The organism is Streptomyces sp. NPDC052301 (assembly GCF_044593395.1).
In the GTDB taxonomy this organism is placed as follows: domain Bacteria; phylum Actinomycetota; class Actinomycetes; order Streptomycetales; family Streptomycetaceae; genus Streptomyces.
In genome coordinates, this window is sequence record NZ_JBIUBE010000002.1 from 737,533 (window position 1) to 759,904 (window position 22,372).

Consider the following 22,372-nt stretch of genomic DNA (forward strand, 5'->3'; position numbering starts at 1 on the left):
CACACCGGAAGGGGATCGACGTGAGCACCCCTCACCACGAGCAGGCACCCCACGGCCACGAGCCCCACGGCCACGGCCACGGACCTCACGAGCACCACCACGGATCTCACGAGCACGGGTCCCACGACCACGAGCACGGGCCCCACGGCCACGACCACGGCCACGGCCACGGCCACCCGCACGCCTCCCCCGGCCTGCGCCACCGTCTCGCCCATCTCCTCACCCCGCACTCCCACGAGACCGCCGACAAGCTGGACCCCGCGCTGGAGTCGTCGGCGCGCGGGATGCGGGCGCTGTGGGTGTCACTGGCCGCGCTCGGGACGACCGCGCTGATCCAGGGTGCCGTGGTGGCCGTCTCCGGGTCGGTGGCGCTGCTCGGGGACACGGTGCACAACGCCGCGGACGCGCTGACCGCCGTACCGCTCGGCATCGCCTTCGCGCTGGGACGGCGGGCGGCGACGCGCCGGTTCACCTACGGGTACGGCCGCGCCGAGGATCTCGCGGGTCTGGTGATCGTGCTGACCATCGCCGCGTCGGCGGCCTTCGCGGCGTGGGCGGCCGTCGGGCGGCTGCTCGACCCGCGCCCGGTCGCCCACCTCCCGGCGGTCGCGGCGGCGGCACTGGTGGGTTTCGTGGGGAACGAGTGGGTGGCGCGGTACCGGATCCGGGTGGGCCGGGAGATCGGCTCGGCGGCGCTGGTCGCCGACGGGCTGCACGCCCGCACCGACGGGTTCACCTCGCTGGCCGTCCTGGTGGGCGCCGGCGGATCGGCGCTGGGCCGGCAACTGGCCGACCCGGTCGTCGGGTTGGCGATCACGGCCGCGATCGTCCTGGTGCTGCGCGACGCGGCGCGGGAGGTCTTCCGGCGGATGCTGGACGCCGTCGACCCGGCGCTGGTGGACCTGGCCGAGCGCACGGTGCGGACGGTTCCCGGGGTGCGGGCGGTGGGTGAGCTGCGGCTGCGCTGGATCGGGCACCGGCTGCGGGCCGAACTGGCGCTGGTGGTGGACGGGGACGCCACGGTGCGACAGGCGCACGCGATCGCCGTCGAGGCCGAACACGCCCTGCTGCACGCCGTACCGAGGCTGACGGCGGCCCTGGTCCACGCCGACCCGGCGCCGGTCCCGGGCGAGACCGACCCGCACGTGGTGCTGGCCCATCATCTGCCGGTGTGAGGGGCGGATCCGTTCCGGCTCGGGCGGATCCCACCCCACCTGATCCGCGGAGTTCGCCGGCGTCCGTGGAACAGACCAGCCGATCGCCGGTCCCAGCAGGCCCCGAGGCCCTCCAGCACCTCGGCGCCCGGCAGTTCCGCGAGTGCCTCGCCCGGTACCAGGAGCTTGCCGCGCCGGCGGCCGCTGCCGATCAGGACGTACGGCAGGTCGACGACGGCCGAGTCCACCAGCACGGGCCAGCCGGCGGGGAGTCCGATCGGGGTGATGCCGCCGTACACCATGCCGGTCTCGCCGGTCGCCGTCTCCATCGAGGCGAAGGACGCTTTCCGGGAGCCGAGTCGGCGGCGCACGACACCGTTGACGTCGACCCGGGTGGTGGAGAGCACCAGGCATGCGGCAGGCGTGGCCTCCCCGCCGCGCCGGCCCGCGACCACCACACAGCTTTGCCGACTGCTCCAGCAGGTCGCGGCCGTGGTGCTCCACGAAGACCGCCGTGTCGGCCCACCGCGGGTCGGTGTCGACGTACAGGACGCGGTCGGCGGGGACCGCGCCCTGCCAGGTGCGTACGGCATCGGCGACCGGGGCGGTCGGTTCGCGCAGGCAGTCGGGCGCGGGCGTCGCGAAGTCGAAGTCTGCGAGGGGTGCGTGCAGGGCCGCACGCTGACAAGGGGCGCCCCGCCGCCGTACCCGCGTCTCACTGCACGGGCGGCACCGACACGGCCATCATCATCTCCATCGGGACGTCGCCCCGGTTGCCGTAGACGTGCGGGAGGTGGGCCTCGAAGGAGGCGCTCGCGCCGGTCGGCACGCGGTGCTCCTCGCCGTCCACGGTGAGGGTCAGCTCGCCCGCGGTGACGTGGACCAGCTCGACGGTGCCGACGGGGTGGGGCTCGGAGGGGCTGCTCTCGCCCGGCATCAGACGCCAGTCCCAGATCTCCAGCGGGCCGGGCGCCTCCGTGCCGGCGAGCAGCCGGTTGTAGCTGCCCGCTTCGGTGTGCCACAGCCGTACGGCCCGTTCGGCGGGGACGATCCGCACCTTCGGGCCCCGCTCGTAGTCCAGCAGGGTGGTGACGCTGATCCCGAGCGCGTCGCCGATCTTGACGACCGTGCCGATGCTCGGGTTGGTGCGGGCCTGCTCGATCTGGATGAGCATCCCGCGGCTGACACCGGCCCGGGCGGCGAGCACGTCCAGGGTGAAGCCCCGCACGGAGCGCCAGTGCTTGACGTTGCGCGCCAGGGACTGGGTCAGGAGTTCGAGATCCGACACGTGCCGTCCAATATTCGGGATGGTTCAATATTATGGCTGACGCAGTTCAATGCGATGAACTACGGTGAGTACACCCGCTTGTCCAACGAACTGTACTGCGAGGCCTCGTGACCGCCTTCTTCGCCCTCACCACCAGTCTGCTCTGGGGACTGGCCGACTTCGGCGGCGGGCTGCTGACACGGCGGACGCCCGCGCTGACGGTCGTGGTGGTCTCCCAGGGCATCGCGGCGGTCGTGCTGGGTGCGATCGTGGTGGGCACGGGCGGCTGGAGCGAGGCCGGGCCGCGGCTGTGGTTCGCGTTCGCCGCGGGCCTGGTCGGACCGGTGGCGCTGCTCTCCTTCTACAAGGCCCTCGCGCTGGGCCCCATGGGCGTCGTCTCGCCGCTCGCCACGCTCAGCGTGGCCGTGCCCGTCGGGGTCGGCCTGGTCCTCGGCGAACGCCCGGGGCTGCTCCAGGTCGCGGGCATCGCGGTCGCCGTCAGCGGAATCGTGCTCGCGGGCGGTCCGCAACTGCGGGGCGCGCCCGTGCAGCGCCGGACGATCCTGCTCACGCTGGTCGCCGCGCTGGGCTTCGGCACGGTGTTCGCCCTGATCACCGAGGCCTCCACCGACGTCACCGGCCTGTTCCTCGCCCTGTTCGTGCAGCGGCTGACCAACGTCGCGGTGGGCGGGGCCGCGCTCGCCGCCTCGCTCCGGCGGGGCGGGACCGCCGTACCGGAGGGCGGCTTCCCGTGGGCCTCGCTGCCCGCGCTGGCCTTCGTCGGGCTCGCCGACGTGGCGGCCAACGGCACCTACGCGGTCGCCGCCCGGCTCGGCCCGGTCACCGTGGCCGCCGTCCTCGCCTCGCTGTACCCGGTGGTGACCGCCCTGGCCGCACGCGGCTTCCTCAGCGAGCGGCTGCGCGCGATCCAGGCGGCGGGAGCGGGGCTGGCCCTGGTGGGCACGCTGCTGCTGGCGACCGGCTGAGTCAGCCCTCGGTCTCGAGTTCCGCGAGCCGGGCGATCCCGTCGTCGTCCAGCGCGGCCAGCGCCCGCAGCTGCCCCGGGGTCATCCCCTCCGGGATCGGGACCGGGGCCGGGGTCCGCAGCGGCGGCTGCCAGCCGTCGTCGGTTGTCCAGCGCCGGACGACCCGGGCCGGCGCCCCGGCCACCACCGCGTGGTCGGGCACCGTGCCGCGGACCACCGCACCGGCCGCCACGACCACGTTCCGGCCGATCCGCGCGCCCGGCAGGATCACGGCGCCGGTTCCTATCCAGCAGCCCGGGCCGATCTCGACCGGCTCCATCCGCGGCCACTGCTTGCCGATGGGCTGGTGCGGGTCGTCGTAGGAGTGGTTGGTGGAGGTGACGTAGACGTACGGCCCGAAGTAGCAGTCGCTGCCGATGGTGACCGTCGTGTCGGCGATGACATGGCTGCCCCGGCCGAGGACCACGCCGTCGCCGATGCGCAGGATCGGGTCCGGGCCGAGGTCCAGGTCCGGCATCAGGCCCGCGGTGAGGGTGACCTGCTCGCCGACGATGCAGTAGGAACCGAGGTGGATCCAGGGTTCACCGAAGACCGTGCCGAGCGGGAAGGCGAGGCGGGTGGCTTCGCCGATCGAGCCGAAGCGGAGCCCTGCCGGATGCTCGGCCGTCACGGAGCCGGTGCGCTGCGCCCACGACCAGGCCTTGTGGACGGCACGCTGGGCGAGGCTGCGTCGCCAGGATGAGAACGTGTTCTTGCGCTTCGGCACGGGCTCACGTTACTCAGCGGTTGTCCTCGACGAGAGGCCGGGCTGCTGTGATCTTTGCCCCACGCCGTGTCGTACCGTGCGGGTACGTACGGATGCGAGGAGACGGTGATGACGCAGCAGGCGCTGATCGTGGGTATCGGGGGACGGGAGCCGCAGATCGACCCGGAGGCGTTCGTGGCGCCCACGGCCTCCGTGATCGGCGATGTCACGCTGGCGGCGGGGACGAGCGTCTGGTACGGCGCTGTGGTCCGCGGGGACGTCGAGAAGATCACCGTGGGCGCACGGGCGAACGTGCAGGACAACGTGACGCTGCACGCGGACCCCGGGTTCCCCGTCAGCGTGGGTGAGCGGGTGTCCATCGGGCACAACGCCGTCGTGCACGGGGCGACGGTGGAGGACGACTGTCTGATCGGGATGGGGGCCACCGTGCTGAACGGCGCCGTGATCGGGGCCGGGTCGCTGGTCGCCGCGCAGGCGCTGGTGCCGCAGGGGATGGTGGTGCCGCCGGGGTCGCTGGTGGCGGGGGTGCCGGCGAAGGTGCGGCGGGAGCTGAGTGAGGAGGAGAGGCAGGGTGTGACCCTCAACGGCACCCTGTACGCGGAGCTGGCCGCGGCGCATCGGCAGGTGCACGAGTAGGCGCGGGGCGCGCCCTACTCCCCGGCGGTCACGGGTTCTGCGTCTCGCTCCTGCTGCTGGGCCTTCTTCGCCTTGCGCTTGACGAGCAGCAGGGAGGCCAGGCCGATCAGTACCGCCACCCCCAGGCCCAGGTACGAGAACTTCTTCAGCCAGCCCTCGGCGACCACGCCCACGTAGTAGATGACGGCCGTCGTGCCGCCCGCCCAGCAGATGCCGCCGAGGACGTTGGCGATCAGGAACTTCCAGTACGGCATGTGCAGGACACCCGCGAGGGGGCCGGCGAAGATGCGCAGGAGGGCGACGAAGCGGCCGAAGAAGACGGCCCACATGCCCCACTTCTCGAAGGACCCCTCCGCGGTGGCCACATGCCCCGCGCTGAAGTGCTTCGGGAACTTTCTGCCGAGCCAGGCCAGCAACGGGCGGCCGCCCTTGCGTCCGATCGCGTAGCCGATGGAGTCGCCGATCACGGCGCCGGCGGTCGCGCACGCGCCGAGGACGATCGGGTTGACGCCGGAGTGCTGGGAGGACATCAGTGCCGCCGAGACCAGGATGATCTCGCCGGGAAGCGGGATGCCCAGGCTCTCCAGACCGATCACCAGGGCCACCACGGCGTAGACGGCGGCCGCGGGCACCGTGTCGAGCCATTCCTGGACGTGCACCGCCGGTCCTCCCCTGTAGCCGTCCCTGTCGTGCGGGTCGCCGCATGTAAAGCGCGTCCCAAGGGAAGGCTACCTGGTCGGCGGTGAACGGCGGCCTGCGCGCACCCGCCCGGCGGCACCGTCCCGCCCTCGCTCCTTGGGTTTTCGGACATCCCGGCGTCACGCGGGAGGGGAAGGCTCTCCGCGGTTCCGCCCGGCTCGCTTCCCCCAGGTCCCCACCGCGGGGCCCGCTGCGGAAGGACGACGTCCCCGTGTCCCCACTCTCCCCACCGCCCCCGTCCCCGTCCCCCTCCGCGTCGCCGTCTCCGGCCCCGGCGCTCCCCTCCCCGCTCTCCGCCTCGCCCGCGCTCACCCCCTGCCCCGGGCCCGTGGTCCCGGCCCGCCCGGCGTCGCTCACAGGGGCCCGGAGCGTACGGCTGGCCCTCTGTCTGGCTCCGCTGCTGCTCGCCGGCGGCTGGGCGACGGCCAACCGGCCCGTCGTGTACGAGGGGGCCCGGCGGCTGGCCGCGGCCGATCCGGCCTGGTTGCCGGCCGGCATCGGCTTCACCTGTCTGAGCTGGGTGGCGGCCTCCTGTGTCCGGCAGGGCGCCGTGCCGGACCGGCTGCCGGCACGGTTGCTGCTGGCCTCGCAGTTCGCCGCGGGCGCCGCCAACCACGCGTTGCCCGGTGGGCTCGGCGCGCACGCCGTGACCTTGCGCTTCCTGCGGGCGCAGGGGGTGCCGCCGGCCCGGGCCGCCGCGTCGATCGGGCTGTACTCGCTGGCGAAGTCCGGCGCGAAGACACTCGTACTGCTGGTGTTCCTCGCGGTGTCACCGGCCTGGCGGCGGCTGGGCGAGCTGGTCCCGGACGGGCGGCTGCTGCTGCCGTTCGCCGCCGTCGCCGGCGGGGTCGCCGCGGTGGCGGGGGCAGTGCTGGCGGTCGTACGGCCGCTCAGGCGGCCGGTGACCGGACTGGTCCGCGCGGCCCTGGCCGACGTGCGGGAGGTGCACACGCGGCCCTGCCGGGTGTGCGCCCTGTGGGGCGGGGCGGTCGCGATGCCGCTGGTGCAGGCGGGCACCCTCGTGTGCGTCGGGGACTCGCTCGGGCTGGGGGTGCCGTGGGAGCAGGTGGTGCTCGCCCACCTCGCGGCGGGCACGGCCGTCGGGGCGGTCCCGGCGCCGGGCGGCCTGGCGGTGGACGCCGCGCTGGTGTGGACGCTGGTCACGTTCGGGGCCACGCCGGCGGTGGCCACCGCCACGGTGATCGGCTACCGGGTGCTGACCGACTGGCTGCCGCTGCTGCCGGGCGCGCTGGTGCTGTCGGCACTGATCCGCACCAAAGTGCTGTGACGGGCCGAAGTGCCCTGCCGGGTCGAGGTGCGGTGAGGGGCAAGGTTGCGGTGAGAGGCGTCGACGCGGCGGGCAGCCCGGGTGCAGCGAGCGACCCGGGTGCCGTGCGCGCGGTCATTCCCGGCGGGCCACCAGGCGGTACGCGTTGCAGAGGCCCAGCCGGTGGGACACCGGTCGCAGCGCCCATCGGTCCAGTGCCGTCGCCGCGAGCAGCGCGGGCACTCCGGTGAGGAGGAGTGCGGTGCGTGCGGCGCGTGTGAGGGGGCCGGGTCGCCCGGGCAGCCAGGGTGCGTCCTCGCGCGGGGCGGTGTGGTCGAGGGCCAGCCAGACGGCGGCGAGCAGGTCGACCGGATCGTGCGGTTCGGCGTGCTGCTCGGCGACCACCGTGAAGCCCCGCTCGGTGAGCCGCCGCCGCAGGTTGGCGACCGGCATGAAGTGCAGGTGCTGCGGCTGGAGCCAGGGCAGCCACCAGCGGCCGAGGAGACGGGCGTAGCGGCTCTCCGGGTCTGGTACCTCGACGAGCAGGTGGCCGCCGGGGCGTACGGTCTCGTGAGCGGCGCGGAGTTCACGGTCGGGGTCGGTGCTGTGCTCCAGGTAGTGGAACATGCTGACCACGTCGTAGCGGGCGGCCAGTTCCGGGGCGAGGGCGGGGAACGCGCCCCGGTGGGCGTGGTCCACGCGGCCCTCGCGGGCGGCGAGTTCGACGCCGTCGGTGAAGTCGAGCCCGTCGAAGGCGGTGTCGGGCAGGACGGCGCGGGCGGCCTCGCAGAAGTGTCCGTGGCCGGTGCCGACGTCCAGCCAGGTCTTCGGGGCCGGGTCGTGCGGCAGCATCGCCTCGGCCCGGCTCCGGTACATCGCGGTGCGGCCGCCGAGGGTGCCGCTCATCCGCTGCTCGCCGAGGCCGTCGTAGAAGTCCCGGTAGTAGAACTCCAGGCCTTCGTCGTTCAGTCGGGGGTTCTGGAAGGTGTGGCCGCAGTCGGCGCAGTGGTCGAGGGTGAAGCGGCCGGGCTTGTGCTGGAGCAGGTCGGTGGTGCTCAGCCGGGGGGTGAGCCGGGGGGAGGAGCACCAGGGGCAGGAGGTGTCCCGGGGGTGGAAGAAGCGGTCGGTGCCCGCGTCCAGGTCGGTTCGGTAGGTGGGGCGCAGGGAGGCGATGCGGGCTGTCTTCTCTCGGGCGTCGCTCATCGGCTCTCCGCTCCCATTCGTTCGAGGTGGGCCGCCGCGGCCCGGGCGCCGCCCGCCGTGCGGAACGCGGCGCGGATCCGGGCGGCGGCGGCCCGGTGGGCGGGGTCGTGCAGGACGGTGTCGAGGGCCTCGCCCAGCCGTGCGGCGGTGACCCGGCCGAACCTGACCCGCAGGCCCGCTCCGGAGTCCACGACCTGCCCCGCCACCACCGGCTGGTCGTCCCTGATGGGGGCGACGACGAGCGGGACGCCGTGCCACAGGGCCTCGCAGACGGTGTTGTGCCCGGCGTGGCAGACGACGGCGTCCATCCGTTCCAGGAGGGGGAGTTGGGGCACGGACGGCAGGATCAGGGCGTCCTTGTCGCCCGGGGTCACCGGGAGGGTGCGGGCCGGGTCGGCGATCACCGCCTGGACCCGGTCGGCGCGGGCGCGCAGCGCGGCCAGACACACGGTGAGGAAGCGGCCGCCGGCGTCGGCGTTCGCCGTGCCGAGGGTCACCAGGACCTTGGCCCGCCCCGGGTCCAGCCGTTCCCAGGGGAAGCCGGGCCCTGCCGGGCGGCCGGCGAGCGAGGGGCCGACGTAGTGGATGTGCGGGGCCGACGGCGCCTGGGGGCCGATCAGTTCGGGTGTGCTGAAGATCAGCAGCAGGTGCGGTGAGGAGCGCGGGTCGGTGGTGCCGGACGGGTCGCCGATGCGGGTGCGCAGCCCGGCCAGGCGCCGGTGCAGCCAGTCGGCGACCTTGGGCAGGCCGTCGTAGGCGCCGGTGAACTCCGCCGAGGTGGTGGCGGAGGTGGCCCAGGGCAGTCCGAGGTGCTCGGCCACCAGCGCGCCGGCGAACGCCTGCTGGTCGGCGACCACCACATCGGGGCGGAACCCCGCGACGGCCGCGCGGACGCCGGGTGCCATCGCGTCGGCGAGCGGGAGCAGATATCCCTCCCACAGGAACTTCAGCGCCTCGACGCCCCGCAGGTCCGGCGGTCGTACGGCGCCTTCGGCGCCCGGTACCGGTCCCGCGCACCGGAACACCACCGCGTCCGGGCCGGCGAGCCGCCGCACCAGCGCCGGGTCGGCGCACGCCCAGGCCACCCGGTGCCCGCGCGCGGCCAGCCGGGCGGCGATGCCGACGGCGGGGTTGATGTGCCCGGTCAGCGGCGGGACGACGAAGAGGAAGGCGCTCACCGGACGGTCGCCCGCGCACGGATCAGCTCCAGGATGTGCCGGCCGACGGCGGCGGGCGCCTCGACCAGGACCGAGTGCTCGTGCCCCGGCAGGACGACCGCGCGGAAGTCCGGCAGCAGCGCCCGCTGCAGCGGTACCAGGCCGGCCAGGTCCGAGTCGCCGCCGTACACGCCGAGGACCGGGCAGCGTACGGCCCTGATCTCGTCCTCGGTCAGCACCCGGCTCGCCGGGATGTCCCGGGCGAGGCTGGTCTCGCGGGCGAGCCGGGCCGCGCCCTTGGCGAGGCGGGCGGTGTTGTGGCCGCGGTGCGCGGTGATCCAGCGAATCGCGTCGGGTTCGTTGTGCGCGAGTTCGGTCGTCACCCGGCGCAGGATGCGGCCCAGTTTCGCCGCCCAGGCGGGGGTCGCGGGCTCGGACTCGATCAGCGTCAGGCCGGCCGTGCGGTCGGGGTGGCGGGCCGCGTAGCCGAAGGCGATGGTGCCGCCGTAGGAGTTGCCGACGAGGTGGACGGGGCCGGTGATGTCCAGGCGGGCGAGGAGCGCCGTGAGGTCGTCGATGTTGTGGTCCAGGGTGTAGCCGCGCGGCGGGCGTTCGCTGCGGCCGTGTCCGCGCAGGTCGTACATGACCACGTCGAGTCCGGCCGCGGCGAAGGCGGGGGCGACGGTGAAGTAGTAGCTGGCCAGGCTGTCCGTGAGCAGCCCGTGCACCAGGACCACGGTGGCGTGCGGGACGCGGCCGCCGGTGGGCCCGGTGCGCTGGACGTGCAGCCGGATGCCGCCGGCGTCGACCATCGCCATCGCTCAGTCCGCCTGCGCGGTCGTGAGGCTCCCCGTCACGTGCTCCACGAGTCGGCCGACGGTCAGCTCGATGATCTCGTCGAACTCCATGCCGGCGAGGAACTCGGCGAGGTTGACCCGTTGCCCGTACCGCTCCTCCAGCAGTCCGGCCAGGGTGACGAGGTCGATGCTCTCCAGTTCCAGGTCACGGTTGAAGGTGGTGGACATGCCGATCGGCACGTCGTCGTCGCCGTACTCCGCCAGCACCGTACGGAGCATGCCGGTGACGTCGGCGAGCACGGTGTCGGCGCTGGGCTGCGCCGGGGCCGGCTGGGTGGGGTTCATCGTGGGAACTCCTCGGCTGGTGTCCTGTGTGGTTCGTCGTCGGTGCCGGGCCCGGTCGTCCGGGCCACCACGTAGGCGCGCTCCGGCAGCGCGGGCGGGTTGGTCACCGGGGCGCAGTGCACGGTGTAGGCGCGTTCCAGACGGCCGGAGACCAGCAGCCGGCCGCCGTCGGGGGCGGCCTCCAGCACCGCGAAGTCCCGCGGCCGGCCGTCGAATCCGACGCCCTCCGCCTTGGCGACGGCCTCCTTGGCGGCCCAGAAGCGGGTGAACCACACCGCCTCGGAGTCGGTCCCGTCCGCCGTGCGGGCGTGCAGGAGCCGCAGTTCGGCCGGGCCGAGCGTGGTGGCGAGGGTCGCCGGCGCGCGGTCGGTGACCTCCTCGATGTCGATGCCGGGGCCGGGTCGCGGGCTGTGCGGCCGTACGATCGCCACGCCCGCCTCGGCCCGGTGGGCGAGCGAGACGTCCAGCGGGGGCAGGGCGCGGCCGTGCACGCCGGTGACGTACGGGCGGCCCAACCCGTCGTTGTGGACCTGGAGTTCCGCCGGGAAGACGGGTCCTTCGCCGTGCCGCCACAGCCACTGGCGTACGGCGTCCTTGACCGCGATCCGGCCGAGCAGCCACTGCCGCCGGCCGCGTGGCGGGCGTCCGGCGTACTCGGCGCGCTCGGCGCGGCCCAGCGAGTTGCGCATGATCAGCTCGCGGGAGGCGAGGTCCGGCCAGCGCTCGTGCAGCAGCGTCCATTCACCGGGCATGGCCCGGGAGAGGGTGTGACGCTCGGGGAAGCGTTCGGCGGGGCGGGTCGTCGGGTCGTTGTCGAAGCGGCGGTCCTGCCAGCCGCCGAGCACGGCCCACACCCGGCCGCCGACGGCGAGCTCCGCGTCCGCCTCCAGGACGGTGTCCGTGAGCGAGGTGATCCGCACCAGGCAGCCGACCTCGGCGCCGGGGGCCGGATCCGGCCCGTGGAAGCGCAGGTGCCGCATCTGCACGGGGAAGACGACGGTCCGCTCGGTGCGGGTCGCCATGATCCAGTAACCGAGCAGCTGGCCCACGTTGTCCAGCAGGGCACCGGGGGCGGCGGGTGCGGTGATCACTGCGCGGATGTGCCGCTCGCCGATCGCGGTGAGTTCCGTGAGCCCCTGGTACGCGGGTCCGTGGAACATCCAGCGGTCGCGGTAGAGCTGGGCCGCGGTGTGCTCGGGGAGCCGCTCGGCGGGGTGCGGGTGGCCCGGGAGGGCGCTGGGCGGGGGCGGGGCCGGGTGATGCGGGGCCAGTTCGACGACGGCGCGGGCCGTGGGGCCGAAGGTGACGGTGACGCGGTGGGGGTGGCCGGGGGCCGGGGTGACGGTGACCGGTACGTCGACCGGGGGTGTGGCGGTGAGCCAGCGGTCGAACCGGGCCCCGTGGACGGCGACCGCCCGTAGCCCGGGGGCCGCCGCCTCGGCCGCGTCCATCATGTGCCGGACGATCGTAGTGGCGGGGACCACCGGCCAACGGTCCTCCAGGTCCGGCCAGTCGGAGCGCTGCGGGAAGAAGCAGTGGTCCAGGAGATGGGGCATGGTCGCGGCGGACACCCGAACGGTCGCGGTGGTGCGGGGGGTCCCGGTCGTCGTGCCCGTCTCCGTGACGGCGGGGGCGGTCGGGGGGACAACGGGCGCGGCCGAGGTGCCGGCGGGGACGGTCGGGGGGACAACGGGCGCGGCCGAGGTGCCGGCGGGGACGGTCGGGGGGACAACGGGGGCGGCCGAGGTGCCGGCGGGGACGGTCGGAGGGACAACGGGCGCGGCCGAGGTGCCGGCGGGGACGGTCGGGGGGACAACGGGCGCGGCCGAGGTGCCGGCGGGGGTGGCTGAGGCGACGGCGGGGGCGGCTGAGGCGGTGGAGGGGGCGGCTGTCGGGGGGTGGTGTCCGCCGCTCGCCGCGATCAGCCGCGCCGCCGTGTCCGCGGTGTCCCGCAGGAGCGCGGTCAGCTCGGCGGCGGCCGGGAAACGGGTGGTGAGGTCGTCGAGCGGGGCGGAACCGAACGCGGGTGACGCGGGCGCCCCCGTCCGCTGCCGGGGGCGCAGTTCGGCGCGCAGCGCCTCGAGGACCGGGCCGTCCAGGGAGACCAGGGCGCCGTCGAGGTCGAGGCGGACCGGTGGCCGCCCGGTTCCCTCGCGAGCCGGTACGGGTGGCGGTGCCGGTGCCACGGACGCCCCGGCGACCCACAACGCCGTCGCCGCGCGGCGGAGTTGGGCCATACCGCTGTGCCGGGACGCGTTGGCGGCGACCGCCAGATGGTCGCGGTCGCCGAGGGTGTCGTCGATCAGGGAGGTGAGCCGGCCGGGGCCGGTCTGGACGAAGACGCGGTGCCCGGCGGCGTACAGCGCCTCGGTCAGTTCGCGGAAGCGGACGGGTTCCAGCAGGTGCCGTACGAACAGCTCGCGCACCGCGGCCTCGGCCTGCGGGAAGGGGGCGGCGGTCGTCCCGGACCAGACCGGCACGGTCGGCGGGTGGAGCCGGAAGGTGCCGGCGGCGTCCTCGATGGGGGCGAGGTAGGGCCGGAGCATCGGGGTGTGGAAGCCGGAGCGGAACGGCAGCACCTGGCAGAGCACGCCCTGGGCGCGGAGGGACCGGACGAGCTCCTCGACCGCCGTGCCGGGTCCGCACACCATGGACTGGTGGGGCGCGTTGTCGTGCGAGAGCACGATCCCCGAGCCGGACCAGTCGGCCGCGAGCGCGGTGCGGACGCGGGCGGCGCAGGTGCCGACGGCGGCGAAGACGAGACCGGGTACGGTCACCGCGTCCGGGTCGAACCCGGCCATGAACGCGTCCACTTGGTCGGCCGCGTACAGCCCGGCCGCGACCATGGCGGTCCACTCGCCGACGCTGTGCCCGGCGACCGCGTCCGGTACGACGCCCATCCGGCGCAGCGCCCGGTCCAGCAGCCGGCCCACGCCGACGACGCCGAAGCCGTGCCGGCCGACGTCCCCGACCGGGGCGGCCGCACCGGTTCCGGCGACCGGGGACAGGCCGAAGTGGGCGGCGATGTCGTCCGTGCGCGGGGCGAAGTCGCCCTCGAGGCCGGGGAAGACGAACGCCAGCCTGCCGCCGCCGTCCGGGCCGAGCAGCGGGGCGGTCCGGAACCACACGTCGTTGCGTCCGTGCCAGGCGCGGCCCTTGCCGACCGCACGCCGGGCCAGCGCGAGCCGCTTGGCCGTCGGGTCCACGACCCCGAGCCGGACGGGCCCGGCGCCGGGGTGCGGCCTGGTGGGGTCGAGTCCGGCGGCGAGGACGGCCGGATCGGCGGCGCCGAGGAGTGCGGTGAGGTCGTCCGGGCGGTCGGCCGCCAGCAGCAGGATGCGCTCGGGTTCGGTGATGCGGGGGCGGGGGGTGTCCTCCGGAAGGTGCCGGTCCGGTGCGCGGGTGCTCGCTGACACCACCCGTGGGCGTCCTGCCGATGAGTGAGGCGCCGGTGCCTCCTCCAGGACCACATGGGCGTTGATCCCGCCGAACCCGAAGGCGTTCACGGCGGCCCGGCGGACCGGCTGCCGGGTGTCGGTCTCCCAGGGCCGGGCCCGCTGCAGGGTACGGAAGCGGGTGGCGGCGAGGCCGGGGTGGGGGTCGTCGCAGTGGAGCGTGGGCAGGAGGGTGCCGTGGTGGAGCGCGAGGACGGCCTTGACCAGGCCGGCCACGCCGGCGGCCGGCATGGTGTGGCCGATCATCGACTTCACCGAGCCGAGGACCGGGCGCTCCTCGTCCCCGTGGCCCGCGCCCGGCCCGAACACGTCGGCCAGCGTGGCCAGTTCGGCCGCGTCCCCGGCCGGGGTGGCGGTGCCGTGGGCCTCCAGCAGGCCGAGGGAGTGCGGGGCGGCGGGGTCGAGCCCGGCGGCCCGCCAGGCCTGGCGCACGGCGCGGGCCTGCCCTCCGGGGTCGGGGCTGACGAGCCCCGCCGTACGGCCGTCGCCGGCCACGCCCGTACCCCGGATCACCCCGTAGATCCGGTCGCCGTCGCGTGCGGCGTCCGCGAGCCGTTTCAGTACGACGACGCCGGTGCCCTCACCGATGAGGATGCCGTCGGCGTCGCGGTGGAAGGGGCGGATGCGCTGGCTCGGGGACAGGGCGCGGAGCTGGGAGAAGACGCTCCACAGGGTGATGTCGTGGCAGTGGTGCACTCCCCCGGCCAGCATCAGGTCGCAGCGTCCGGTGGTGAGTTCGGTGACCGCCTGGTCGACGGCGACCAGGGAGGAGGCGCATGCGGCGTCCACGGTGTAGGCGGGGCCGCGCAGGTCGAGCCGGTTGGCGATCCGGGAGGCGGCGAGGTTGGGGACGAGGCCGATGGCGGACTCCGGGCGGTCGGGGCCGAGTCGCTCGGTGAACGCCGTACGCACCCGGTCCAGCTGGGCGGTGGACAGCTCGGGCAGCAACTCGCCCAGGGTGCGCACCAGTTGTCCCGCCGTCCGGACCCGCTGGTCGAGCCGGACCAGGCCGGGTGTGAGGTAGCCGCCCCGGCCCAGGGTCACGCCGATCCGTTCCCGCGCGGGCAGCCGTGCCTCGCCGCCGGCGTCGGCGAGGGCGGCGGCGGCCACGTCGAGGGCGATCAGCTGGTCGGGCTCGGTGCCCTGGACGGAGGCGGGCATGATGCCGTAGCGGGTGACCTCCACCTCGGCGAGGCCGTCCACGAATCCGCCGCGCCGGCAGTACACCTGGTCGGCGACGGCGGGCCCGGCGGCCGAGCCGGGCCGGTAGTAGTCGGCGTCCCAGCGTCCGGCGGGGACGTCGCCGATCGCGTCGACGCCGTCCCGCAGGTTGCGCCAGTAGGCGTCGAGACCGGGGGCGCCGGGCAGCAGCACCGCCATCCCGACGACGGCGACGGGTATCTGTCGTGCCGTCATCTCACCAGCCCGACGCGGTGTAGACGACGGCGCGGGCCGCCGGGTCGCCCCAGGCGAGTTCCCGCAGGAGAGCCGCCGTGCCCTCGTCGGGGTCGATCAGCGCCACCCCGCGCCGGGCGTACGCGCGGCCGAGTTCCGCGTCGACCATGCCGGTGTGCGTGCCGGAGGGCGCCCAGGGGCCCCAGTGGACGGTCAGTGCGCGGTGGCCCGTACGCGCGGCCCAGTCCGCGCCGAGCGCTTCCAGGGTGTCGTTCGCGGCGGCGTAGTCGGCCTGGCCGCGGTTGCCGAGGACGGCGGCGATGCTGCCGAACAGCACGGTGAACGCGGGTGCGGCGGGCAGGTCGTCCAGGGCGGCGAACAGCGCGGCGGCCCCGGCGGCCTTGGTGCCGTAGACCCGTCGGAAGGACTCGGGGGTCTTCTCGGCGATCAGCCGGTCCTCGATGACCCCGGCGGCGAAGACGACGCCGTCGAGCCGGCCGTGTGCGGCGTGGATCTCCTTGACCGCGCGCAGGACGGCGTCCGGCTCCCGGAAGTCCACCGAGCGGTAGCGGGCCGTGCTGCCGAGGGCGGTGAGTTCGGCGAGCGTGGCGGTGATCTCCCGCTGGGCCAGGACGAGTTCGGCGGCCCGGTTGATCTCGGCGGGCCCGGGCGTGCCCGGCGCGGCGGCGAGCGCGGCCCGCAGCTCGACGGGGGTGCGGGCCGCGGCGGTGTGCGGGGCCTCGGGTGCGGTGGGCGCGGGGGTCCGGCCCAGCAGCTCGACACGGCACCGGGAGGCGCCGGCCAGGGCGGCCGCGAACCTCGCGGTGATGCCCCGGGCGCCGCCGACCAGCAGGACCACGGCGTCCCGGTCGAGCCCGAGCGCGGCGGCCTCGGCGGCGCCGTCCGCGGCGGGTCCGGCGCCGGTGGTGCCGAGCGGACCGAGGGGCACGGGCCGCAGTTCGAGCCGCTGCCGGAGTCCGGCCGCCGTACGCAGGACGACGGGGGCCGGTTCCGGGGCGAGCAGCTCGGCGAGCAGGGCGTCGGCCACGGCCGCCGGTGCGGTGTCGTCGACGGCGACGACCCGGGCGAGCAGGTCCGGGTACTCGCGGGCGGCGGTGCGGAAAAGGCCGTCGAGACCGGCGGCCCGCAGTGCCCCGGCGCGGTCCGCCGCCCGGACGGCGAGCAGCCGGCGCGGCCCGCGGGCCAGCGCCGCCCGGAGCACCGGGAAGGCGTCCGGCAGCACCGGGAGGTCCGGGCCGGGCAGCGCGCCCAGGTACAGCACACCGTCGGCCGTGCCGTCGGCCGGGGTGAGGAGGTGGTCCCGGTCGAGGAGTACGGCGTCGGCACCGTGGGCGGTGAGCCGGGCGGCGACCTCGGCGGCCGTACGCGCGCCGTCGCCCTCCCCGACGCCGTCACCCTGATGTACGCCGTCACCGTCGGCGTCGCTGCCGCCGTCCCCCAGCAGCAGGAACCGCAGGCCGGACAGGGCCTGGCCGGGGTCGGCGGCACCGTCCGGCCCGGGAAGGGGCACGGGGCGCAGCTCACAGCGCCGGGGGGCCACACCCGTGGAGCCGGCGTCCGCCGCCGGGCCCGGTGTCCCGGCTTCCCGGCTCGCGTCGGCGGTCGGCTGTTCCCCGCGCGCCGCCCGGGCCGGTCCCCCGGCCCGTCCGCTGCCGCCGGCCGCGTGCGTGCCGGTCCGCGCCGTGAGCCAGCCCGTCACCGCGGCGGCCGTGCGGGCCTTGGTCAGCTCCTCCAGCTCCGCGTCGTCCAGCATCTCGGCGCCGCCCGCGATTCCGAGGCGCTGGGCGAGCTCGCCCGCGATCTCGGCCCGCTTGATGGAGTCGATGCTCAGGTCCGCCTCCAGGTCGAGCCCTGGCTCGATCATGTCGACGGGATAGCCGGTGCGCTCACTGATGATCTCCAGGACGACCCGTTCCACGTCGGTGACCGGCTCCTCCTCGGCAGGTCGCTCGGGCAGGGGCACTTCGGCGACGGGGAGAGACGGCTGCGCCGCAGGCGCGGGCATGGCGGCGGGCGTGGCGCCGAAGTAGGTGAGCAGCACATCGCGCTGGGCGGCGATCATCTCCCGGCTGGTGCGCAGGAACTCGGAGACGAGCGCGTCCCGGTCGGCGGGGGCGCGGTACGGCTGGTCGGTCGTCACGGGCGTCTCCACGACTCGTCGGGCCGGTGCGAGGGCACCGGCGAGCAGTGTTCCGTCGGCGGTGCGGACGAGGTGCCCGTCGACCGTCCAGCCGGGCCGCTCGGGCGCCGGGGCGCGCAGCGCGTCGACGGCGTCGCGGCCCCTGAGCAGCCAGGCGGTGCGCACCGGCAGCCCTGCGACGGCGAGTCGCGCGAGGGCGTCGAGCCAGCCGTACAGGCCGCTGTCGGCGCGGGGTTCGCAGACGACCGTGCGGTGCGGGCGGTCGCCGAGGGTCTGGCCGACGAGCCGGCTGAGCACCGCGCCGGGGCCCGCCTCGACGAAGATCCGCGCGCCTGCCTCGTACATCGCCTCGATCTGCGCGGCGAAGGCGACGGGGGCGCCGATCTGCGCGGCGAGTTCGGCGCGCACCGCGTCGGGCTCGGGCGGGTACGGGGTGGCGGTGCGGTTGGCCCAGACGGGGATCTCGGGCGGTCGTACCGTCCGCTCCGCGAGGACCTTCGCGAACCGCTCCCCCGCCGGGGCCACCAGCGGGCTGTGGAAGGCGCAGGCGACGGGGATGCGCTTTGCGCCGAGACCGGCCGCGCGCAGCAGTCGTACGGCGGTGTCGACGTCCGCGGTGGGTCCGGAGATCACCGTCTGCTCGGGCGAGTTGAGGTTGGCGAGGACGACCGACTCGGGTGCCCCGGCGGCGCGCAGGGTATGTACGACGTCCTCGGCGGGCGCGCCGACGGCGGCCATGGTGCCGGGATCGTCGCCGGCCGCCGCCAGGATCGCCCCGGCCCGCTCGCCGCTCAGCTCCAGCAGCGTCTCCGGGTCGAGGGCACCGGCCGCGGCGAGGGCGACCAGCTCGCCGTAGCTGTGGCCGGCGGCGAGGTCGGGGTGGACGCCGGCCGAGGTGAGGAAGGCGTGGGCGACGAGGCCCGTGATGCCGAGGGCGGGCTGGGCGGCCCGGGTGTCGGTGAGGGCGGACCGGTGACGCTCGCGGGCGGCGTCGTCGAAGGCGGCCGGCGGGTGCAGCGCGTCGGCGTGGGCGCGGCCGAGGTGCAGGGCGTGCCGGAGCTCGGGCAGGGCGACCAGGAGCTCGGCGAGCATTCCGGTGCGCTGACTGCCCTGCCCGGGGAAGAGGAAGGCGACCTTGCCGGGGTCCGCCGCCTCGGCGCACGCCCGATGGACTCCCGCCGCCGGATCGTGCTCCCCTGCCAGGATCCGCCGCAGCTGTCCGGTCAGTTCCTCCACGTCCCGGGCCAGGGCCGCGGCCCGTACCGGCTCGTGCGAGGTGTCGGCGCGGTGGGCCGCGGCGAGGGCGAGGTCGCGCAGGCGCCAGGGCCTGCCGGTGGTTTCGGCGGCCCGGAGGATTTCCGCCGCCTCCCGGTGGGCCGCCGCCGTGTCCCGGCCTCGGAACAGGAACAGTTCGGCGGGCCAGGCGTCCAGGGCCTGCCGGGGCGGTACGGCGTCCCCGTACGCGGCCAGCACCGCATGGAAGTTGGTGCCGCCGAAGCCGAACGCGCTGACCCCGGCGAGACGTTCCGACGCCGGTGCCGTCCAGGGCCGGGCGCCGGTGTGGAAGACGAACGGGCTCTCGTCCTCCGCCCAGGCCGGGTTGGGCCGCTCAAGGTGAAGGGTGGGCGGCGTGACCCCGGTGTACAGCGCGAGCGCCGTCTTGATCAGGCCGGCGAGTCCGGCGGCGCACTTGGTGTGCCCGATCTGCGACTTGACCGAGCCGAGCGCGCAGCTCCCCGGCCGGGCTCCCGCCTCGGTGAACACCGCGCCGAGCACGCCGAGTTCGGTACGGTCGCCGACGACGGTGCCGGTGCCGTGCGCCTCGACCAGTCCGACCTCCGCGGGCGAGACACCGGCGTTGCGGTACGCCCGCTCCAGCGCGGCCCGCTGCCCCTCGGGACGCGGTGCGGTCAGGCCGAGGGAGCGGCCGTCGCTGGCGGAACCGAGGCCTTTGACCACGCCGTAGATCCGGTCGCCGACGCGTTCGGCGTCCGCGAGCCGTTTGAGGACCAGGCACGCCACGCCCTCGCCGAGCGCGATGCCGTCGGCGGAGGCGTCGAAGGCGCGGGACCGTCCGGTCGGGGAGAGCGCGTGCACGGAGGAGAACAGGACGTAGTCGTTGATGCCGTTGTGCAGGTCGGCGCCGCCGCACAGCACGAGGTCGCTGGTGCCGAGGACCAGTTCCTTGCAGGCCACGTCGAGGGCGGCGAGGGAGGACGCGCAGGCGGCGTCCACGGTGTAGTTGGCGCCGCCCAGGTCCAGGCGATTGGCGATCCGGCCGGAGACGACGTTGGCGAGCATGCCGGGGAAGGAGTCCTCCGTCAGCCGGGGCAGCTGCTCCTCCAGCCCGTCGGGGACCCTGCCGTAGTACGAGGGGAGGACGGCGCGCAGGGTGACGGCGTTGGACAGGTCGCTGCCCGCCTCGGCACCGAAGACCACGGAGGTGCGCGCCCGGTCGAACTCCCGTCCCCGCTCCCCGTACCCGGCGTCCTCCAGTGCCCTGCGGGCCGCTTCGAGGGACAGCAGCTGGACCGGTTCGATGCTGCCGAGGGAGGCGGGCGGGATGCCGTAGCGCAGCGGGTCGAAGGGGATGCGGGGCAGGAAGCCGCCCCACTTCGACGCCGTGCGGCCGGTCTCGTGGTGCACGTCGGGGTCCCAGCGGTCGGGCGGGACCTCGGTGACGGCGTCGCGTCCGGCGACCACGTTCGCCCAGAAGTCGGCCAGGTCGGGGGCACCGGGGAACATGCAGGCCATGCCGACGATCGCGATGTCCAGCGGGGCCGGCGTCTCCCGCGCGGCGGGCGTGACCCGCGTGGCCCGTGCGCCGAGGAGGTCGGCGGCGCCGTCGGTCACCGAGCGGTGCAGCGCCGCGAGGGTGGTGGTGGTCGAGCGCAGCACGGCGACCTCGCCGGCCATGAACATCCCGTCGGTGAGCTGCCGTTCTTCATCGACGGCCCGCAACGCCCCGTCGGGGGCGCGTTCGACGCCCTTGCTGGCGACGCGGAGCCGGCCCACGTTGAGCCGTTCCAGCCTCTCCCAGACCTCCCGGTCGGGCAGGCCGTCGGCACGCAAGGCGGCTTCCCGGTCGCGGTAGTCGTCGGTGAAGGGGCTGGGCACGCAGCGGGTGGCGTGACCGGGCGCGGTCTCCAGCAGGGCGGTCGAGGTGGCGGCGAGGACCTGCCGCTGGAAGAGCGGCCGGATGGCTCCGTGGGCGACGGCTTCCTCGGTGAACAGGTAGGCGGTGCCCAGGAGGACGCCGACGGCGGCACCGCGTTCGGTGAGGGGTGCGGCCAGGGCGGCGACCATGGCCGCCGACCGTTCGTCGTGGACACCACCGGCGAAGAGGACCTCCAGCCGCTGTGCCGACCCGTCGCCCGCGGCGGCCAGGAAGTCCTCGAGGGCGGCGAGTTGGGCCTCCCAGAGCGGGAAGGAGGCCCGGGGTCCGACGTGCCCGCCGCACTCGGACCCCTCGAACACGAACCGGTGCGCCCCGGCGTCCAGGAACTGCCGCAGCAGCCCCGGCGAGGGCACGTGCAGGAAGGTGCGGATCCCGGCCCGCTCCAGCGCCTCGGCCTGGGCGGGCCGTCCGCCGGCGATGATCGCGTGCGTCGGACGCAGTTCCCGTACGGCGTCCAGCTGGGCGTTCCTGACGTCCTGCGGCGCGAAGCCGAGGACGCCCACGCCCCAGGGCCGTCCGTCGAGCACGGCGCGCGCCTCGGTCAGCAGGGACCGGGTGCGCTCACCGTCGGCGAGGGCCAGCGCCAGGAAGGGCAGCGCCCCCTCCGCGGCGACGGCCGCGGCGAAGCCTGCCTGGTCGCTGACCCGGGTCATGGGCCCCTGGGCGACCGGGAGCCGCGTCCCGAGCGCACGGCTCATCGCGGAGCCGGCCCGCAGGGCGTCGGCGGCGACGGACCCGCGTCGCGGAGGAGCGCAGGACCCGGCCGACCCGACCGGCCCGCCACCATCAGCAGCGCCCACGGACTCCGCAGCACTGACAGATCCGACGGACCCACCACCGACACCGGCGCCCACCGACGACGCGGCACCCACAGACCCGACGGGCCCGTCCCCCTCGGCAGCGTCCACGGGTCCCGCACCGACCGCCCCCCGGATCGCCGCCGTCATCTCCCGCACCACACCCCGCACGTCCCGCCACCGTTCGGCGAACCGGGCGGCGAGGAAGCCGTCCTGGCCCACCGGCAGCAGCTGACGGCGCACATCGCGGGCGCCCAGCAGGGACGCGACCGTGTCGGGATCGTCGGCGGCCACCGGCGCCGCGTCCGGCCCGCGTCGCCGCAGCACCCGGTGTCCGCCCAGCACCACGGTCTCCGAACCGTCCAGGGACCGCAGCACCGCCCGGACCTCCTCGGGCAGCCCCGACTCGGCGAGCAGCGCCAGTTGGGTGTCGAGGACGACTCCGGCCGCCCCACCCGCCACGGCGGCAGCCGCCGTACGCGGCCCGATGCCACCGCACGCCCAGACGGGAATCCCGCTCAAGTCCTCCTCGGACAGGAGCTGCTGGAGCAGGACGAAGGTGCTCAGCTCGCCGACCCGGCCGCCGCTCTCGGCACCCCGGGCGATCAGCCCCTGGGCACCGGTACGGACCGCGTCCCGGGCCTGCACGAGATCGGTCACTTCGGCCAACACCGTTTTGGTGAAGGCGAGCTGCGTTGTGTACCGGTGCGCGTCCGGGGCGAGGACCACCGTGCCGGGGGCGTCACCGAGGTCGGCCGGGCCGAGGGCGCAGCGGCCGGTCAGCCGGACCCCGAAGGGCCCTGGTGCGACACGTCTCAGCCGGGACAGTTGTTCGCGGGCTGTTCGGTCACCGGTACCCAGGTCCAGGATGCCGAGTCCGCCGACGGCCGAGGCCGCCGCGGCGAGAGCGGCGTCGGGCTCTCCGAACGGGGTGATGCACAGGATCAGGTCGTGGGCGCGCACAGGCGAGGTCATGATGCTCCGGCACGATCGGCGAGACAGCACGGTGGGGGGTGTGCGGCGGAACGCTCTGGTGCGAGGGCACCGGAAACTAGCGAGGGCTTACTCACGGGTCAATAACGACGCACCCTTTTCGTGTGCGGTGGCCT

The 22,372-nt window shown here is 75.3% G+C and carries 13 protein-coding genes and 1 pseudogene; 4 read left to right on the plus strand and 10 right to left on the minus strand.

The genetic code is table 11. From position 1 onward, the window contains the following. The first annotated feature begins 20 nt into the window (after nt 1-20). A complete protein-coding gene (locus ACIHEJ_RS07070; RefSeq protein ID WP_400132679.1) occupies nt 21-1,175 on the plus strand; it encodes a cation diffusion facilitator family transporter in 1,155 nt (384 codons plus the stop codon). A 101-nt stretch (nt 1,176-1,276) separates the two neighbouring features. Here ACIHEJ_RS07070 and ACIHEJ_RS07075 read toward each other — a convergent pair. Continuing rightward, nucleotides 1,277-1,826, minus strand: a pseudogene (locus ACIHEJ_RS07075) (YbaK/EbsC family protein); the annotation flags it as partial. 43 nt (nt 1,827-1,869) lie between these two features. Further along, nucleotides 1,870-2,442 carry an XRE family transcriptional regulator gene (locus ACIHEJ_RS07080; RefSeq protein WP_400132681.1) on the minus strand — a complete coding sequence of 191 codons (573 nt, stop codon included), beginning with the start codon at nt 2,440-2,442 and terminating at the stop codon, nt 1,870-1,872. Nucleotides 2,443-2,549: 107 nt separating this feature from the next. Here ACIHEJ_RS07080 and ACIHEJ_RS07085 point away from each other — a divergent pair, with 107 nt between their 5' ends. Further along, entirely contained in the window at nt 2,550-3,407 is an 858-nt protein-coding gene (locus tag ACIHEJ_RS07085) for an EamA family transporter (RefSeq protein WP_400132683.1), read from the plus strand. 1 nt (nt 3,408) lies between these two features. On the opposite strand, the gene ACIHEJ_RS07090 is transcribed toward ACIHEJ_RS07085, so the two are convergent. After that, complete coding sequence (locus ACIHEJ_RS07090; protein WP_400132685.1) at nt 3,409-4,173, minus strand: acyltransferase; 765 nt, start codon at nt 4,171-4,173, stop codon at nt 3,409-3,411. 108 nt (nt 4,174-4,281) lie between these two features. On the opposite strand from ACIHEJ_RS07090, the gene ACIHEJ_RS07095 reads away from it, so the two are divergent. After that, nucleotides 4,282-4,809: a gamma carbonic anhydrase family protein gene (locus ACIHEJ_RS07095; protein WP_400132686.1), complete on the plus strand. Its 528-nt coding sequence runs from the start codon at nt 4,282-4,284 to the stop codon at nt 4,807-4,809. Nucleotides 4,810-4,823: 14 nt separating this feature from the next. Here the strand turns inward: ACIHEJ_RS07095 and ACIHEJ_RS07100 are convergent, their stop codons facing one another. Then, nucleotides 4,824-5,468, minus strand: a complete 645-nt coding sequence (locus tag ACIHEJ_RS07100; protein ID WP_400132688.1) for a DedA family protein — start codon at nt 5,466-5,468, stop codon at nt 4,824-4,826. Between the two features lie 251 nt (nt 5,469-5,719). Here ACIHEJ_RS07100 and ACIHEJ_RS07105 point away from each other — a divergent pair, with 251 nt between their 5' ends. Beyond that, complete coding sequence (locus tag ACIHEJ_RS07105; RefSeq protein ID WP_400132690.1) at nt 5,720-6,796, plus strand: YbhN family protein; 1,077 nt, start codon at nt 5,720-5,722, stop codon at nt 6,794-6,796. 114 nt (nt 6,797-6,910) lie between these two features. On the opposite strand, the gene ACIHEJ_RS07110 is transcribed toward ACIHEJ_RS07105, so the two are convergent. From ACIHEJ_RS07110 to ACIHEJ_RS07135, 6 genes are read right to left on the minus strand one after another with little or no spacing between them, the layout of a single operon-like run. Beyond that, on the minus strand, nt 6,911-7,978 hold the full coding sequence (locus ACIHEJ_RS07110) for a class I SAM-dependent methyltransferase (RefSeq protein ID WP_400132692.1): 1,068 nt from the start codon (nt 7,976-7,978) through the stop codon (nt 6,911-6,913). Next, the gene (locus ACIHEJ_RS07115; RefSeq protein ID WP_400132694.1) at nt 7,975-9,156 is read right to left on the minus strand and encodes a glycosyltransferase; all 1,182 of its coding nucleotides are present in this window, start codon (nt 9,154-9,156) and stop codon (nt 7,975-7,977) included. The genes ACIHEJ_RS07110 and ACIHEJ_RS07115 overlap by 4 nt, the downstream gene beginning before the upstream one ends. Further along, nucleotides 9,153-9,953 carry an alpha/beta fold hydrolase gene (locus ACIHEJ_RS07120; protein ID WP_400132695.1) on the minus strand — a complete coding sequence of 267 codons (801 nt, stop codon included), beginning with the start codon at nt 9,951-9,953 and terminating at the stop codon, nt 9,153-9,155. Before ACIHEJ_RS07120 ends, ACIHEJ_RS07115 begins: the two co-directional genes overlap by 4 nt. A 3-nt stretch (nt 9,954-9,956) precedes the next feature. Next, nucleotides 9,957-10,277 carry an acyl carrier protein gene (locus ACIHEJ_RS07125; RefSeq protein ID WP_400132696.1) on the minus strand — a complete coding sequence of 107 codons (321 nt, stop codon included), beginning with the start codon at nt 10,275-10,277 and terminating at the stop codon, nt 9,957-9,959. Continuing rightward, the gene (locus ACIHEJ_RS07130) at nt 10,274-15,148 is read right to left on the minus strand and encodes a beta-ketoacyl synthase N-terminal-like domain-containing protein (protein WP_400132697.1); all 4,875 of its coding nucleotides are present in this window, start codon (nt 15,146-15,148) and stop codon (nt 10,274-10,276) included. The genes ACIHEJ_RS07125 and ACIHEJ_RS07130 overlap by 4 nt, the downstream gene beginning before the upstream one ends. 1 nt (nt 15,149) lies before the next feature. Then, entirely contained in the window at nt 15,150-22,238 is a 7,089-nt protein-coding gene (locus ACIHEJ_RS07135; RefSeq protein WP_400132699.1) for an SDR family NAD(P)-dependent oxidoreductase, read from the minus strand. Nucleotides 22,239-22,372 lie beyond the last annotated feature (134 nt).